Below are 15189 nucleotides of genomic sequence, written 5' to 3' on the forward strand. Positions count from 1 at the left end.
TCTCACGCTCCCCCGTGCTTTTGAATCAGCGAATCAATGTCGGCGTCAGACAGTTGCTCACCCTTGAAGTCCGGATTGTTGGTGTGGTCCTTGCGTACGTATGAGCGCGCATCCGGGCCGAGTTCAACCTTGACCGGCCCCACCGGGACATCCTTGAGACTCATCCGTCCCTGTGCGTCGAGAGTGCCCTGGCGCGTGCTGCCGTCAGATAGCGTGGCCGTGTATTTCGCACCTTGAACCGGTTCATTGTCGTGATACAGGTACTGCATCGCGGTGTCGTATCTGGACGTCGGCAGTGCTGGCAGAGGATAGGTGGCGCTGGCGGGCCCGTTGAACGAATGCTGGCTGCCTTTTATGTCGATGTTGCCAGGCGCATGAATTTCAATGTTGCCGCCCGCTATACGAATGTATGCGCCGCCCGAGGTCAACAGGATTTCCTGGTTCGCTGCTGCCTCGATTTTCTCCGTGGCGGACAGTAATCGAAGTGTCTTCTGTGCTGTCAGTTCGATGTTGTCGGAATGCGCCTGAATCTCAACCTTGCCCTTCGCCGCAAACAGTTTCATGCCGGCGTTCTGGACGAAGAGGCTGATACGTTGCGCGACGCTTGCGACCAGCGATTTGCCTGTCGCTATATGCGTGTTTTGCCCGCTGACGATATTCACCTGCTGGTCGGCCGCAATATGCGTAGAGCGTGGGGTCGACAGCGCAATGCCTGCCGGGCTCCCGAACAGCATCACAGGCTCCTTGAAGGCATTGGCGTTGCCAGTGCCCCCGCCAGCGGTGTTTCCTCCTGACGACGTTCCGGAAACGCTGTTTTGTGTCGCATCGGTGAACGCTTTCAGCGAATCGCGCCCATCCGTCAGGCTTTCAGCCTGATGCGTCTCGCTGGCGCCTGACAACGCCTCCATGACGCTCTCGGAATTGATGAGTTGCTGCTGGGTGTCACGAACGTCGAGCGGCTGGCTCGACGAACCGTTCGCCGGGTGCGTTGAAACATACAAACCCTGAGCCGCGCGAACGGCGCCGTAAGCGTCGGACTTCAGGTCAAACCCGCTTCCCAGATACGACCCACGGTTGTTGCCCGCCTGGTCTATGAGGTAGCCGAGATGCAGATGCGCGTTCGTACTGGTCGAATACAACTGGACCCGGTTCTGGCCGGTTGCATCGTCCATCACCATCTGGTTGTATCCAGCGCCGCCGTACTCCTTCGACTTGTACCCAGATAACAGTCCGTTTGAATGCCAGTGCGGTGACTTGTCAGAATTGAAAACCCTACCCGTAACGATGGGCCGGTCGCAATCACCGTCGAGGAATGAAACGATGACCTCTTCACCGATTCGCGGTACATGAACACCGCCGTAAGCACCGCCCGTGTCGGAGTAGGCCACACGGACCCAGCATGAAGCGTTTTCATCACCGCTATTCAGACGGTCCCAGTGAAACTGGACCTTTATGCGATTCAGCTCATCCGTGAAGACTTCGGCGTTGGCTGGTCCAGCGACCGTAGCGGTCTGGAGGGTCATCACCGGCTTGACGTGCTCAAGAGGGCTGCGGAATGGAACTGTCCGGCGCTGGGTTTCGACCTCAACTAGATAGAAACCTTCGCTCCCATCGTCGTGAGCCACAACGAATGCCGATGCGGCGCATGCATGCGCAGTGCGCACCTGCCCGATTTCTGTCTTGAGACTGTGCGGCAAATCGGCAGTTGTCGAGACCGGCAGGTTGTTCTGTATGTACCAGCGAGCCTCAATAACCGCGAACTGCCGCTGCTGTTCGGCGTCCCAGTCGTGTTCGGGATGGCCCTGAAGTTCGAACCACTTGCCGGCGTCGATGTTTCGTACCCCGCCGACGGCCGCAAAGCGCTTCGCCCGCGACTCCCATTCCTCCATCCGGATTCTGGACAGATGGTCGCCGCGGTCCTGGGTCAGATGCGTGTACGCACCGGTGTATTCATATACTTCAGCCTGGGCAGGCAGATTTCCATGTGTCGGCAAAGTGGGCACATTGGTCGACTTGTCATCACCCGGAGATTTGTAATCGAACGTCCTCGTAGACAGCGACGAGCTATGCAGCGTGCGCGAACCTGACCACTGGACCCAGGCTTCAGATGAAGAATTCGTGCCTGCGCGAGAGAATTGCAGGACTCGAGGTTCGCTCGGCCTCAACGAATACACATCGTCGGTGACAACCAGCATGTGCGATTTGCCATCGTCGCCTTGTTCTACATAACCAAACAGGCCCTCAGACTCCATCAAACGGCGGCAGAAATTCCAGTCGTCTTCGTATTGAACGCAAAACGACCGCTGGGGGAGCGGTTTTTGTAGTTCAAAGCGGAATGCACCTTGAGCTTGAGGATGGCCGTTGAAGACGGTGGTGAGAATTTCGTCGACCGTTTGGTCCTGAAAAACGCGAGCGTCCTTGCGGAATTTCAGGAAGTGCATCCATGACGAAAAGCCAATCTGATAGCTGGTCAGGCCGCCATCTGAGCCGAGACGGCGGCCGGTATGAATATATCCGTGGTGCGGCAGATAAGACGTATTGCTCTGCTGCAGCCATAAGGTGACCGGCTGCGCAATCAGCTTCTTGAGTTCAATATCCGTGGACGTTGAAACGACATCCACTGTGAATTCGTACTGGCGACCGAGCCGCGAGCGAGCAACAACACGCTGTGGCAACAGGACATTGTCGCCCAACGGAGTGTCCAGCTTTAAAAGCCGACCTTGTTGAACCAGCCCCCCGGAAATTGCCGTGATTATGTCCTGCGCACCCATACCGCCTCTTCTTATGGATTAACAGCGCGAACGCGCTCCGCGCGATTTTACAAAATATCAGATGAAATTCACAGCGCAAGAAAGTTAAATATTGTAGTTTTCGACATTCACTACCGGGAGAAGCTTCCAGATGAATGTTTAACGTCGTCCTCGGCATTTTTTATAAAAAATAAATCGTGAAACGGGGTTGAGACATATAAAATCGCGCCGAAATCAGAACACTGCGTTTTATGCAATATGAATAAAAAGAAATCGAATCGGCACGCATCCGGAAGAATGACTGCGAACAAAGCCGTGCTGCTGCCACCAATGGCAAAATCCGCTCGGGCACGAGGCGCAGATTCTTTCATGTACACATCGAAACAGCGGGGCCCATCAAACCTGCACCTTCGGGGCAACGCCGCTCAAATGGGCCTCGAATGTAGTCACCCTCGCGTGCTGAAAATTGAAATCCCGCCTCAAGCCAGCTAGAAGTTCGCTATGTCATGTACAAGCATATGTTTCAGGGCGAGGAATATCTGCGACGGGGTGTCGCGAGGCGGACCACTTGAGATAAGCGCATCATTCGTAGACACGCAGTCAAAAACGAACAACGAATCGATGTCTTTCGCGGTTAGTCCCCAAACGGGTTGCCGGTGTCTTTCACTTCGGTACTAAGGTTGTATTCCGCACGCACGGCCTTGAGCACGCCCTCGATGTCGCGCTCGAAGCCGACTACGTTGCCGAAGTGGGTCATGTTCCAGTTGCAGCCTGTCTTGTCAGGCTCCTGCATCTGCGGCCGCGGCACACGAATCTTCACGCCATCCTCGACGATTTCCTGCACTCGATGGATTCGTCGGTTGACCTCCTGCTGAAGCTGCGAGGCATTGAGCGTCTTCCGTATCATCCAGGTCTCCTTCCGGCTGCTCAAGCCAGTCTAGCGCAAGTAAGGCGTTCCGCGACCTGGCGCTGAAATGCAAACTGCCCGAGAGAGCGGGCGTCTTGGTTCGTCGCAGCGAGTCAGTAAGTCAGTACGCGCCATCACGACGAGGCTGCTGCCAATGCCACGACCACCGATGCGCGTAGCCCCGCTTCGGTTCGGCAGCATCAGCCACACTAAAACGGTCGAATATGAACACTGTACTTGTGCTGCACCGCAGACGAAAAGAAGCCGCCACATTCATGCTTTCGCGTACAGGGCGCGCAAGCGTTAATGTATTCGTTCTTCCAGTCCGAGATGGACTTCCGATAGGCGCGCTTGATGTCTTCATTCACAAGGCAGAGCTGATGGTTGTACACAGAAACATGCATTCCGTGGTCTTCCAGGGTTCGGACCGCTCGGCTCAGGACCTGCTTGTAGTCAAACTGGTCAACCCACAGCTCATCCAGATTTGCGCGAGTAAATCCCGTAATTTCGAGCCCCATGAGCGCAACATGGTCGACAAAAAGCAGGTTTCGCGTGATGTACGTTGCAAGTTGCTCAAGTCTGCCGACACTCAATGCGTGCAGGACAACGCGAATCTCGACCTTCTGCCCCAGCTCCTTGAGGTTGAGAATGCCCCGAACCGTCTCGTCGAATGCCCCTTTTGCCTGCACGATGTGGTCATGAATAGCCGCGTCATCTGAATACAGAGGGATTCCGACAGTTATGTCCGGATGCCCAATCGCCGCATACCTCTTGGCGAAGGAACGGTCGGCAAAAGTACGGCCGTTGGAGAGGATATGAATCTTCGTACGCGGCAATAGAGTTTTCGTCAGGCGTAACGTCTCGAGGAACCGGTCGCCAAAAAGCGTCGGTTCTCCACCGGTGAAGCCGAGCACCTCGGTCGAGCGCGGCATGAGCCGAATCAGCTCTTTCGCCTCGTCATCCAACCAACTGTCGTCAACGTTCTTCGGCGGCTGCGAACACATCAGGCAGTAATGCTGGCACTGCTCTGTCACCAAGATTGTGTTATGCGGGCTATTGCGCCGATACAGGACTCGCACGTCACCTCGCTCGACGTTGATTCGCACAATGTCGCCATCGTCGAGATAGTCGAATTCATCAGGGAGCACGGTGAGCGGGACATCGGATTCCACGGACTGCACGGCATGAGCGTCTCGCATCAAGGCGAAATAGTGAGCGTACCCGGTTGGTGCCGAACCGTCGCGCAACAGATACGCGCTTTTCCGGCGGACCGCTTCGGTGACAGGCCGGGAACCCGCAACAACCGGAAGGAGGACGTTGCCCCGGACGCGGCGAGGCATCGGCGGGTCGCTCGTTGCCAGTCCCTCGACAGGCACAATCGAAATTACCTTCCCGCCAAGTTTCAGCATCGCGCCCCCCAGTTCCGGAAAATCTCCTTCGTGGCCGAATTGGATTCCATCATCGTAATCAGTCGTCGAAAAATTGCCATGTTGCGACGGCAAAAATCTGATGATGGCTTGCGCCCGACCACATCGCCATGAATAGCATGCGCATAGACAGGGTCTGCGCCGCAGAACGGCTCGAAAGCACATTCTGAACACATAGGGGCAGACAACGTAAATGAGTCTTCGAGCGCTTGGAGCAAGTGCTCCGAGAGGAAGATGTCCTCATAGGTGTTTTCCAGCACGTTTCCGAGTTTGAACGTCATATCACCCATTTCCGCCAACATCCGTGCTTCGTCTGACGCGAAGACGCCCCCGTCGTAATTGAAGACCACTGCGGCGGTGCCGGTGCCAGCAGGATTCATCAAGTCAACATACCCGGGGTCGTTGGACGTCAGCATTTTTTGAAGCACGAGCGCCGCATAGTGCTCACGGAACGGAACGCCAGCGAGATTCAATTCAAGAATGTATTCGAGCCCTTCGAAATAGAATTCAAGCCAGCGTGTAAGGTCGTAAGCGTCGATAGCTTTAGTTTTCACCGCAAATCCATAAGGCGACAGCGGGCGCAAAAAGATTCCATCGAAGCCATTTGTAACGTATTCGTCAATGATTTCGCGAACGCGCGGCAGACTGTGCTGCGTCGTTGTCATCAATGCCGAGACACGGTCGAAACCTACAATTTCACGCGCTTTTTGTAGTCCTTGCATGTAGCGTTCGTAGCTATCGCGCCCGGGCCGGGGACGATTGCGGTTATGCAGGTCCGCCGGGCCATCGAGCGACGTCGACAGCAGAATGCGATGGTCACGACAATATTCGAGGATTTCCTGCGTCGCGAGCGATAGCGTCGTCGCGATAACGATTTCCAGTTCGCGCGATTCCAGCTTTGCGCGCGATTCGGCTTTCTCGACAACGTAACGTACCAGGTCGAAATTCAACAGTGGCTCGCCGCCCTGGAACTCGAGTTTCAGCGCGGGCGATGGTGAGCGGAACATCAGGTCGAGCGAGCGGTCTGCGATTTCGCTCGACATGTCGAACGCCGCTCTGTCCTCAGACTGCCTGGAAACCTGACAGTATGGGCAGCTATGGTCGCAGCGGAGCGTGGCTACGAAGATGTGAAGGTTCGTAAAATTCGGCAGTCGCTGGTATCGAGTCCGCGTCTTGAGCGCGAGCAGCTCGCGCGGCGAGCGGTCACCCTGTACTTCGATGAAGTGCTTCGCACGTAGGTCGCGGAACAGGGTCTCGTCGGGACGCACCTCATGCCTCACGAGCCGCTCTAGATTACGCGGGTCAAGGGTTAGGTATTCGCCAGCCATGTTGGTAGCGACGTAACGCTCGCCGTCCAGTCGTGTGAAGTTAAACGGCAATAGCGAATACGCACCGCCCGCTGCAAATTCGGACGGCGGGAGAAACTTGCTCACAGCCTGCTCCTACGTCAGCCCGGTCCTTGAGAACGCATGGGCAAGGATGAGATGCCTGATTGACTCGGTCTCGGACGCGATTTTCAGACGGAGATGCTGGTCGAGCACTTCCTTCTGGAACTCTCGAATCACGTCATCGGGCGTGCGAACTTCCGGGTCGACGAATATCATGCAACGAATCTGCGTATCGGTGACCTGGAGGTTCACGGCCATCCGGTCGACGAACCGGTACGCAGCTTTTTGAACTGCTTCCGTTGCGTAGACCTGCCGGTCGAAAAGGACTTCGTGCCCTTCGGTGCCGGTATTCACGACGACGAGGAGCGGTGCGAGTAGTGCGAGCTATGCGACGAGTGTGAGCTGTGATAAGCCATCAGTTGACCGCTCTCGGCACGCTTCAAAACAAACCCGTATGCGTCCTCGCCGGCACGAACCGTTAAGTCTTGCGGCTCTAACGCGGGAATGACGTTGGAGGCGGTCAAGTCGGCAGATTGGCGCGGTTCGATGACTGAATCCGGCGGTGCAACCGACGCACTGGCGTGCTCGGCCGCCATTGCGGCAACCAGCGTTCCTACTGGAACGAGGAATTTGGCTTTCATGGTCTCTGTCTCTTCTCGATTATGGGGTTCGAATGTTGGTCTTGTTAAGCGCCATCCCGTTGGCACGTAGGAAAGATTAGACGAAACGCTTGCATTTTGAAAGCACATTTCGCGTAACCCGACAGACTCACAAACAGCTCCCTCTTACGACCCGCCGCCTGCTTCGCGCTAACTCAGTCAACTGAAAATCGCCTGCGCTACCTGACCAGCCTCGCAAGGGCAGGACGGAGCCATCGACTCAAGCCTGCGACGGTTCCGCCTCGCCATGGGTGGGACATCAGACGACACTAGCGGTGAGGTATCATCGTCCTTATCGCTCACCACAGGACGCATAGCTGATGTCTGTAGATTCCAGCTGGTTGGGCCAAATTGAACGCGAGTGGGCACAACTTCGCCAGGGCGACCCGGGACTCGACGTAGAAAAGTTCTTCCGGCACGTCGTGTCGGCACACAAGGTCGGATTTCTTTCACTTGAATCTATCGCGGCCATTGCGAATGGCCTGCTCACAAGCCCATTGTTCGGCGCGCCCTACCTCGGTCGGCGGCTGCTTAAACTGGTTGGCCCTGACCGGCACCCATCCCTCCGGGTCGCGCTTGCATTGTCTCTTGTCACGGAGACAGGTGGACCTGCGGATTACGAAGGCGGGCACGTCATTCTGGGCGACGTGCTGAAGGACGATACGGCGAGCGAGCCGCTGCGCGGCATGGCGGCAGCAGCTATTGCGGACAGTGCGCGGCTTGGTCGTGGCATGGACGCCGACCTTGAGATGGCCAAGGACATGTATGCCACGGCCTTGGAGCTTGGACACCGGTCAGCCGCGTACAACCTTGGTTTGTACTGGGAGGGGCACTGGGACAGAAGTGCTCCCGGCGACGTTGTCCCCGACAGCTCAAAGGCCGCACAGGCCTACAAGCGCGGTGGTTCGAACGCCAAATGCGCGGCCCGTCTGGACGCATTGCGGACCCATTCACGGTAAATCACGCCAATCGCGCAGGCCGACGCAAGGAAAACCGAGCTCTGTGAACTCGCTTGCACGGTCATGCATCACTCAATGTCACCCGTTACTATTACCACGCGTTCTATTCAACGCCCAATGCCGAGGATAGTAGATGGACCGATTCCGTTCTTCCAGCAGCTTTTCGAAATCCATAGGCTTCGGACCCGATGGATGAACCTTCACGAGTCTCCGTGGCAGGTGGTGGACCGCCGTGCGAAAATGAATATCCGGACGAGAGTCGCAAGGCAGAGGATTGGCGAAATCAAAGTGTGAGTAGAAACAGAACAGACTCATCCATTTGCCCATTTTCTCGTCTTGCATCAGGTCACCCAGCAGGTCCCTCTCGTCAATGTCGAACGGAAATTGCATCGTGAAGCTTCCTTCGTACGTCTCGACGTGCAGGCTGTACCCCTCCATCGCGAAGATGGCTGCGGCAATCGTTGCGGGATGTGTCGTCGCGAGAAGTCGCGTTTCGTTGTCGAACAGTTCGCCGACCCAATCGCCGCGCAAATTCGCGTAAAACGTCAGTATTAGCATTTCGTCCACCTCTTACTTGACGGAGCAAGGACTACTATCTATAGCGACGACTTTACGCGTCGTGTGGTAAGAATAAGTGTGACACCTTTGTGCCGTGCCAATACGCGGCGAAAAGTGGCTGGACACGATGTAGGCTGGCTCGCCTTCATCGTCGAAGTTCGGCCTCGCTGTATAGTCGCCCGGCTCTCGCATCGTTGAGTACAGAAATGGCATCCGCGAGCAGTAGCCCTGTCGCCCGCTGCCGATTCAGCTCACGTCTTTGCATGCGTCTCGTTGCGAACGATTTGACACGACCGCACACGTTCATGATTTCGGCCCGCTTTGGTTCGGTCTGAACTGAGCCTAGTATGCTACCCGGTGAAACCAGAAAATCGTTGCTCCACCGGGCACCTGACAACTACGTTTAGGTCGTCAACTCGGCGCCAGACTCGACTGTGGCCACCGGAGCGGGCACGGCCACGCTCTTGCGCGGCGCCTTCTTAACCGGCACCTTCGCGTTCGCGGCCTTCTTGGCGGCAGTTTTCTTCGCCGTCTGGACCTTCTTCGCAACAGCGTTCGTGACCGTGGATTTCGCGTCGGCCGCCGTGCTACTGCCACCAATCAAAAACCTCGACCGGTCTTTGGCACCAGCCAGCCACGCCGGAGCACGACCGCGTCCGCTCCAAGTTGCGCCGGATTTCGCGTCGCGATACTTAGCCGACTGCGGGTCTTTGGGCTGACCCTTGGTAGAGGTCGCACCAACTGCCTTCGAGGCCTTTTTCAACGCAGCTTTCGTCTTGCTCACAACACCCGCGGTCGCCGCAACGGTCCCTTCTTTACGACCTGCAATCAGAAATTTACTGCGGTCTTTGGCTTCAGCAATCCACGTCGGCGCCCGCCCACGCCCGCTCCAAGTCGCGTCACTCTTTGGGTCACGATAAAGCGCAGGCTGCGGCCCGCGAACGTAGTTTCCCGCGGCCTTCACCTTGCCAGCAGGTGCCGGCTTCGCCGTCGCCGTCCCGCGGTCAACCAAGAACCTGTCGCGGTTTTTTGCGTTCCCAATCCAACTCGGGGCGCGGCCGTGTCCGGTCCATGTCGCGCCACTCTTGGGGTCGCGATACTTGACCGCAGCAGCACTCTTATTGCCGACAGTCTTCGCTCCGACCTTCTTCGCGCGACCAACGAGGCCACCGATGTCTACAGTCGTGAGGCCGTGCTCTGCCATCAGCTTCCGAATCTTGTCGATGACATCCGACGACTTTTTCACAACTAGCGCTTCAGCTTGCTGTTCCAGCTTCTTGATTTTTGCTTGCAGTGATTCCAGCGTGGACATCTCTCTCTCCCGTTGACTATGCAGCAATATGCCATGCGCTCGCCGCGGTCGTCACCGCTCCGGCCACGCAACTGAATGATTCGTTACCGGCTTCAGCCATCCTAACTAGCATGACCGGCAACAACGCGCCCCGCCTATCCTCGTGATAGGCCTCGGGACAAGTCGACAACCAGCCCGACGATATGCCCCACATATTCGGCAGGTATGAGTGCACTCATCATTTCTGCCAACTGTTGGGCCGATTTCGGTTTTCGGCCATCCGGTCCCACCTTCGTTTTGTGGCCGAACCATAGAATTACGAAGACGCCTACGCCTTCCGCGCTCGGGTTGCGCATATATCGGGGTTCTAGTTGGTCACGCCATGCGTACCACAGTTCTTTGTGGTTATCTTTCTTTATCTCGACGGGCAAGATTCGCCGGCCGCTCTGGGCGAAGATGGTTGCCTGCATATCAGCACGCTTTTCGGCGGCTGCGAGACTTTCCTTCTCTATCTGTACAGACCTCAACGCCAGCGAGTCGCGCAGCAAGCCAAGGAGCACGTCGCGGCAAGAGTTCTCGCTCTTTGGTGTCAGTACACCCTTCTCGTCCCGGTCATAGAACAGGTCCAGAAGATTCGTCTCCTCGAAATGTATTCGTTGAGCAACATGACTGAGGTGGTCCCTCAATAATTCAGCCATGTCTCTGGAGTTTGCGGGCGCTTTGTTGGCGAGGACATTCAGCACCTCAACCGGCATCGGCGGCACATATTGCTGATTCTTGACCTTCCGGTCCCGCTGAAAATAGAGAGCGCCGAGCCACGAACGCCACAATTCCAGCGCGGGGTCCTGTCGGAGCTCTCGCAGCGCCTGTTCCGCATCAGGCGACAAGGATGCGGCCAAAAGATGAGCGATTCGTTGCAATACCGCGCTCTGATGGTTGTACGGAGAGTCATAGCTCTCATCGTCGGAGGGGGTCCGGATACTAGGTGCCGACGCGAGTACCCGAATCATGCGAGCGGCGATGGCTGGATGCAACGCCAAGGCGTCGTAAGCACCTTGCCCTCTTTGCTCGAAAGCCTTCGCAAGGAGGTACGTACCGTCTGGTCGCTTCGACGCGTCAGTTTCAATCGCGTCAATCTGGCTTTGCGGGTCGGTCACGAAGAGCCCCATGCGCAACGCCAATTGGAACTTGTCGCTTGTGCCAGACCTGGAAAGGAGATGCTTCAGGGCACCTGAAATGGCATCGGGTCGTAGATGCCTTTCCGCTCCTGTCAGCAGGACGGCGTTAAAGAAATGCAGTATGCGTTCGTCCGGGTCGGCCGCAATAGTGTTGAGAACGCGCGGCAGCAGGTCCTCAACCAAACCTTTTGGCGCATCCTCATCTCTCAAAAATTGAAGCGCATCGACGTTGGGAGCGCGACCATCATTCAGTTGCGCTTCCCAACAAGTGAGCATCAGGTTCGAAAGTGAGCCTGGATTGTCCTCGGCAATTGCTCGCATCCAGTCGGGCATCGGCGCGCCGGCATCCACCATGTAGAAGCCGAGCAATGCTTCAACCACGCTTGGCTTCCAAGATTTCACGTCATCGCCGCCAGCGAAACAAAGTCTCGCGGCGAGCAACGCCGGATAGGACAAAGTGTAGGTTTGGCCTGCCTTCCGGCCCACCGAAATGATGCTGCTTAGCAATGGAAGGTAGTCGGCAGTGACAAGCCGCTTCACCGCGTCTATCGCCTGCTTTGCGACGTCATCGTCCACGACGAGCAGTTCGGCTACTCGCTGCAACGGCGTTTCGCCTTCAATGTTAGAAAACATCTTGTCGTAGGCCAACGCGATTTGCTGGACGAGCCAGTCATCTCGTGCGCCCGTCAAAAGACCGCGAAGACGCTCCCCAAAATTGTTTTGTCTTTCCGCGCGCTCCTGCTGGCGCCGACTTTCGACCTGATGTTTGTGTTCGAACTGGCGTCGCTGCCAAGAGTCAAGCCGCCACGCCGTGTTCCGTTCCACCCATTGTTGCGCTTGAGGCCAACGCTGCTGGTTGGCCTCTATCCAGTTCTCGAGCGCTTCTAAAGTAATGTCGAACCGCTCGGTCAGGTTGACCGCAGCGAATGCTGCCCGGTCAACGCAGTATTGAACAAATACTTCGTCAGAGGATGCGCTGGCGAGCTCAAGGAGCCAGCGATACCAGTCTGCAGGGCGACTCGCGTCGTATAGGCGGTTTTCGACATTGTGAATATCCATCGTCGTCGCGTTATCTGACATTCGCCTAACGCCTTCCGAGACAAGCCGTCGTTGCATCTCGGGACGATGGCTCAACCAGTCACTAAGGAATTGAATGGTCGACGATTCAAGCCCTGCGGAACCATACTTATCTAGTCCCAACGAAAACCACTCCCACAACTGAGCTGCAGCAATCGCCTCGCCCTCTACCTCTACCGCGCGCATCAGTACCTTCGCGGCGACCTCGCGTGTCATGTCATAGGCGCGAGTTGGTGTATCGATGTCGTTGCGCGCTGCTGGTGCCATGAGAATCTCGTCGAGCGTCTCTAGTGCCGCCGTCAAATCCTTGTTCGGAAGAATACGATTGAACTCGACCGCCCAGAACATCCTGAATTGACCGATTAGGTTCGGTCGCTTCGGTGGCCTGCAACACGCGAAAACTTCTCTCACTGACAAATGCGTCGGATAAAGACAATCCAGTAACTTCCCAAGAACTTCGTCGTCCGGGTCCTTTACCGCTCCCGACGAAACATCGCTTAGTAAGCGTCGAGCGGGGTCAAGTTCGAAGGAGCCGTCGCGGAGCCACGCCGCGACGGCGCCGAACCGTACTCGTTGCGCTCGAGTTTCGTCCCGAGCAATTTCCTCAAAGATACCTGCAAGACCTGGAATCGTATCGCCGAAGCGAATCGCATCGAGGATGCAAACGACGAGGGCTTCATGCCCCATGTCCCGAGACGCATTTTGGAGGAATCGCGCGAACGTCGGCCCCATGTCGGCCGTACCGAGCGCTCCAAATGGATGGGCTTCCCAGTTTTCGTTGCGAAACCATGGATTTTCCGTTGCCGCGCGTTGCAACTCGAAGAGCAATTTCGTCTTTTGTCCAACGGAAAACGGCTTGACGTCACCATACAATACAAGCCCTAAAGGGTCGTTCGCGATAAGTACGTCTGTGTCCTTAACGCAGAAGAGCGTCAACCAAGCATGTACGCCTCGTAGCACATCGACTGTCTGAGTACCTGCCAGACTCATAATTGCGAGCACGCGTTGCAAAGGCAGGCCATGATTCGATACCAAATCCCCAATTGCCCGCCCAGCCAGGTATTCGCCGACCGTTCGATGCACCGGAACTCGCGAATCCCCTTCAGCGGAGAATAGCTTGGTATCAAGTGCAGCCATAGCAATTGCCTTGTCGACATTAAGGTCCGACGGCAAATCGTCAATATGGAACGCATCAGCAGCAGCCGTATCGACCGCTCCGATATGGATTTCCGAACAGTTTGAAAGGAGCATCACCGCGGCTAGCTTTCCAGCTGCGGATAAGAGACGTTCGGAATTTATTGAATTTCGAATGGGGCGGCTCACCTGGTGGGCGCGATTGTGCTCACGCACCAAGAGCTTGCAGGCCGCCGCATATGTGTCGCTGCGACTTTCTGGCCAGTCGTCCTTCTGGACCACGTCAGCCAGGAGCTTCAAAAAGAGAGGATTCGAGAGAAGTGGGTCCAGTTTTCGGACCTTCGCTTCCTGCAGGAATGCAACTGGTTCAATCGCCTTGGACGAAGGCATGCGTCCAAGAACCTCGAGAATCTCGGCCTCGTTTAGAGGATTCAACCAAAGTGTTTCGACCTTTTTGGAGGGCGACACTTTTCCCAAATCACTGTCCCCCTTCTGTACCCAGTCCGCTTCTCGGCAAGAGAGCCGGAAGCGAGGACATCCAGCCTCCTGCAGAGCCTTACGAATCTCGTCCAGTGCCGTAAATGGCGAAACCGAGTCGGTCCGGCGTTCATCCAACGAATCGATGAACATCGTTTTTCCCCGCGCATCGACAGGTAATTTCAGTACCGCAAAGTCGCGTGCGGTGACGTAATACGCCGCCTCTCCCATGCGTTCGGCTTCGGCTTTGAAGGCGGTGGTCTTCCCAGCCCCCGGCTCGCCAAGCAAAACATAGGCATCTAAAAATTCCCAGTCCGAAAGAAGACGTGAGTCACTTCCAGAATCGGATTTCTTGAGAGTTGCGCTGCGTTGGATAAAAATATCTTCTGTCACTTTCGTCGCGACGACCTCGCAGTCGTTATCTCCATTTATAGCCTGTATGTATTATAAAATCGAATCGTTACATCCACAAAGAGAAAGACATGCCAAACCGCGAAGACTTCGCCCCGGCAGAAGTAGAAGTCGCCTACGATATTGCGAAGCAGGTCTACGAGGAGCGAATGAGCAAGAAGGACGCTCGTAACGACCTGGTTGCTCGACTGCGCACAAAGCCAGGCACGGTCGACGCGTTTTTTGCTGGCTACAAGGCGATGCGGACAGGGTCGGAGTACAACCGCGCGTTGGGGAACCCTGCGGTTGAGTGTTTCGTCAATGGCATTACTCGGGACGAAGGACAAGCAGGACGAGCACTGGCCCTTCGGGCGGTCATGCTGAACATCGAGTATTACGAGCGCTCAAATAAAGCTGCGGAAGGGCGCCGTGTCTTTCGAAGAGACCAACGAGCACTGCATGCGCGTCTCGTTTCTGAGACTGCTGAACTGCCGCCTATCTTCCCCGACGAGGTCGACGAACACGATTCGGTACTCATCGAAGGTGCGCTTCGTACCGTGCTAGTCAACCAGTATGAACGAAATGCGGAAGCGAGGCGTAAATCTATTGCTCACTACGGATGCAAGTGCTTCGTTTGCGGATTCGATTTCGAGCAGCGCTACGGAGCCCTTGGACGCGGCTTCATCCACGTCCACCACATGCTCGACATTGCCTCTATTGGTGCCGAATACGAAGTGGACCCGATTAAAGATTTGCGCCCTGTCTGCCCCAACTGCCACGCGATGCTTCACTCCGAAAGGCCAGCAATGGACATTGACAGGCTACGAACGCTGATTTCGTAAAGGCGCTGCTGACGGCATTTGATGAACGCCCAATTGCGTGTTCGTGGGTACGGACACGCGTGGCCTCACCCTAGAAACCCCGTTCGCAAGACGTCCAAACCGCTGGGGGAAAGACACACGTTTGCAACGGAGGGGAATTCTCCGGACGTCTC

General features: G+C 56.2%; 12 protein-coding genes. 2 read left to right on the top strand and 10 right to left on the bottom strand.

Annotated features, from left to right (window positions below):
• Positions 1 to 2 precede the first annotated feature (2 nt).
• The 7 genes from ACQKRQ_RS09325 to hxsA2 form a co-directional block, all read right to left on the bottom strand.
• Positions 3 to 2771, bottom strand: a complete 2769-nt coding sequence (locus tag ACQKRQ_RS09325; protein WP_427476509.1) for a type VI secretion system Vgr family protein — start codon at positions 2769 to 2771, stop codon at positions 3 to 5.
• Positions 2772 to 2881: 110 nt separating this feature from the next.
• On the bottom strand, positions 2882 to 3121 hold the full coding sequence (locus ACQKRQ_RS09330; protein ID WP_427476511.1) for a hypothetical protein: 240 nt from the start codon (positions 3119 to 3121) through the stop codon (positions 2882 to 2884).
• 263 nt (positions 3122 to 3384) lie between these two features.
• On the bottom strand, positions 3385 to 3657 hold the full coding sequence (locus tag ACQKRQ_RS09335) for a hypothetical protein (protein ID WP_427476513.1): 273 nt from the start codon (positions 3655 to 3657) through the stop codon (positions 3385 to 3387).
• Positions 3658 to 3866: 209 nt separating this feature from the next.
• Positions 3867 to 5066, bottom strand: coding sequence for a His-Xaa-Ser system radical SAM maturase HxsC (gene hxsC, locus ACQKRQ_RS09340; RefSeq protein ID WP_427476515.1), 1200 nt, complete (start codon positions 5064 to 5066; stop codon positions 3867 to 3869).
• Positions 5060 to 6517: a His-Xaa-Ser system radical SAM maturase HxsB gene (hxsB, locus tag ACQKRQ_RS09345; RefSeq protein ID WP_427476517.1), complete on the bottom strand. Its 1458-nt coding sequence runs from the start codon at positions 6515 to 6517 to the stop codon at positions 5060 to 5062. The genes hxsC and hxsB overlap by 7 nt, the downstream gene beginning before the upstream one ends.
• 9 nt (positions 6518 to 6526) lie before the next feature.
• Entirely contained in the window at positions 6527 to 6826 is a 300-nt protein-coding gene (gene hxsD, locus ACQKRQ_RS09350) for a His-Xaa-Ser system protein HxsD (protein WP_427476519.1), read from the bottom strand.
• Positions 6823 to 7113 carry a His-Xaa-Ser repeat protein HxsA2 gene (gene hxsA2 / locus ACQKRQ_RS09355; protein ID WP_427476520.1) on the bottom strand — a complete coding sequence of 97 codons (291 nt, stop codon included), beginning with the start codon at positions 7111 to 7113 and terminating at the stop codon, positions 6823 to 6825. Before hxsA2 ends, hxsD begins: the two co-directional genes overlap by 4 nt.
• A 338-nt stretch (positions 7114 to 7451) precedes the next feature.
• On the opposite strand from hxsA2, the gene ACQKRQ_RS09360 reads away from it, so the two are divergent.
• Positions 7452 to 8090, top strand: coding sequence for a sel1 repeat family protein (locus ACQKRQ_RS09360; protein ID WP_427476522.1), 639 nt, complete (start codon positions 7452 to 7454; stop codon positions 8088 to 8090).
• 78 nt (positions 8091 to 8168) lie between these two features.
• Here ACQKRQ_RS09360 and ACQKRQ_RS09365 read toward each other — a convergent pair whose 3' ends face one another.
• The 3 genes from ACQKRQ_RS09365 to ACQKRQ_RS09375 all read right to left on the bottom strand — a co-directional run bounded on the left by ACQKRQ_RS09365 (position 8169) and on the right by ACQKRQ_RS09375 (position 14198).
• Positions 8169 to 8648, bottom strand: coding sequence for a hypothetical protein (locus tag ACQKRQ_RS09365; RefSeq protein ID WP_427476523.1), 480 nt, complete (start codon positions 8646 to 8648; stop codon positions 8169 to 8171).
• Between the two features lie 403 nt (positions 8649 to 9051).
• The gene (locus ACQKRQ_RS09370; protein WP_427476525.1) at positions 9052 to 9960 is read right to left on the bottom strand and encodes an H-NS family nucleoid-associated regulatory protein; all 909 of its coding nucleotides are present in this window, start codon (positions 9958 to 9960) and stop codon (positions 9052 to 9054) included.
• Between the two features lie 134 nt (positions 9961 to 10094).
• Entirely contained in the window at positions 10095 to 14198 is a 4104-nt protein-coding gene (locus ACQKRQ_RS09375; RefSeq protein ID WP_427476527.1) for an NACHT domain-containing protein, read from the bottom strand.
• Positions 14199 to 14287: 89 nt separating this feature from the next.
• Here ACQKRQ_RS09375 and ACQKRQ_RS09380 point away from each other — a divergent pair, with 89 nt between their 5' ends.
• Positions 14288 to 15037: an HNH endonuclease gene (locus tag ACQKRQ_RS09380; RefSeq protein ID WP_427476529.1), complete on the top strand. Its 750-nt coding sequence runs from the start codon at positions 14288 to 14290 to the stop codon at positions 15035 to 15037.
• The last annotated feature ends 152 nt before the right edge of the window (positions 15038 to 15189 follow it).

It is taken from the genome of Paraburkholderia sp. NPDC080076 (assembly GCF_050281145.1).
Taxonomy (GTDB): Bacteria; Pseudomonadota; Gammaproteobacteria; order Burkholderiales; family Burkholderiaceae; genus Paraburkholderia.

Excerpts from the sequence above, each read along its gene's own strand:
- ACQKRQ_RS09330 (WP_427476511.1), bottom strand. The coding sequence starts at position 3,121 with ATGAAAGAATCTGCGCCTCGTGCCCGAGCGGATTTTGCCATTGGTGGC.
- ACQKRQ_RS09365 (WP_427476523.1), bottom strand. The coding sequence starts at position 8,648 with ATGCTAATACTGACGTTTTACGCGAATTTGCGCGGCGATTGGGTCGGC.
- ACQKRQ_RS09325 (WP_427476509.1), bottom strand. The coding sequence starts at position 2,771 with ATGGGTGCGCAGGACATAATCACGGCAATTTCCGGGGGGCTGGTTCAA.
- ACQKRQ_RS09335 (WP_427476513.1), bottom strand. The coding sequence starts at position 3,657 with ATGATACGGAAGACGCTCAATGCCTCGCAGCTTCAGCAGGAGGTCAAC.
- ACQKRQ_RS09360 (WP_427476522.1), top strand. The coding sequence starts at position 7,452 with ATGTCTGTAGATTCCAGCTGGTTGGGCCAAATTGAACGCGAGTGGGCA.
- ACQKRQ_RS09380 (WP_427476529.1), top strand. The coding sequence starts at position 14,288 with ATGCCAAACCGCGAAGACTTCGCCCCGGCAGAAGTAGAAGTCGCCTAC.
- hxsA2 (WP_427476520.1), bottom strand. The coding sequence starts at position 7,113 with ATGAAAGCCAAATTCCTCGTTCCAGTAGGAACGCTGGTTGCCGCAATG.
- hxsC (WP_427476515.1), bottom strand. The coding sequence starts at position 5,066 with ATGCTGAAACTTGGCGGGAAGGTAATTTCGATTGTGCCTGTCGAGGGA.
- ACQKRQ_RS09370 (WP_427476525.1), bottom strand. The coding sequence starts at position 9,960 with ATGTCCACGCTGGAATCACTGCAAGCAAAAATCAAGAAGCTGGAACAG.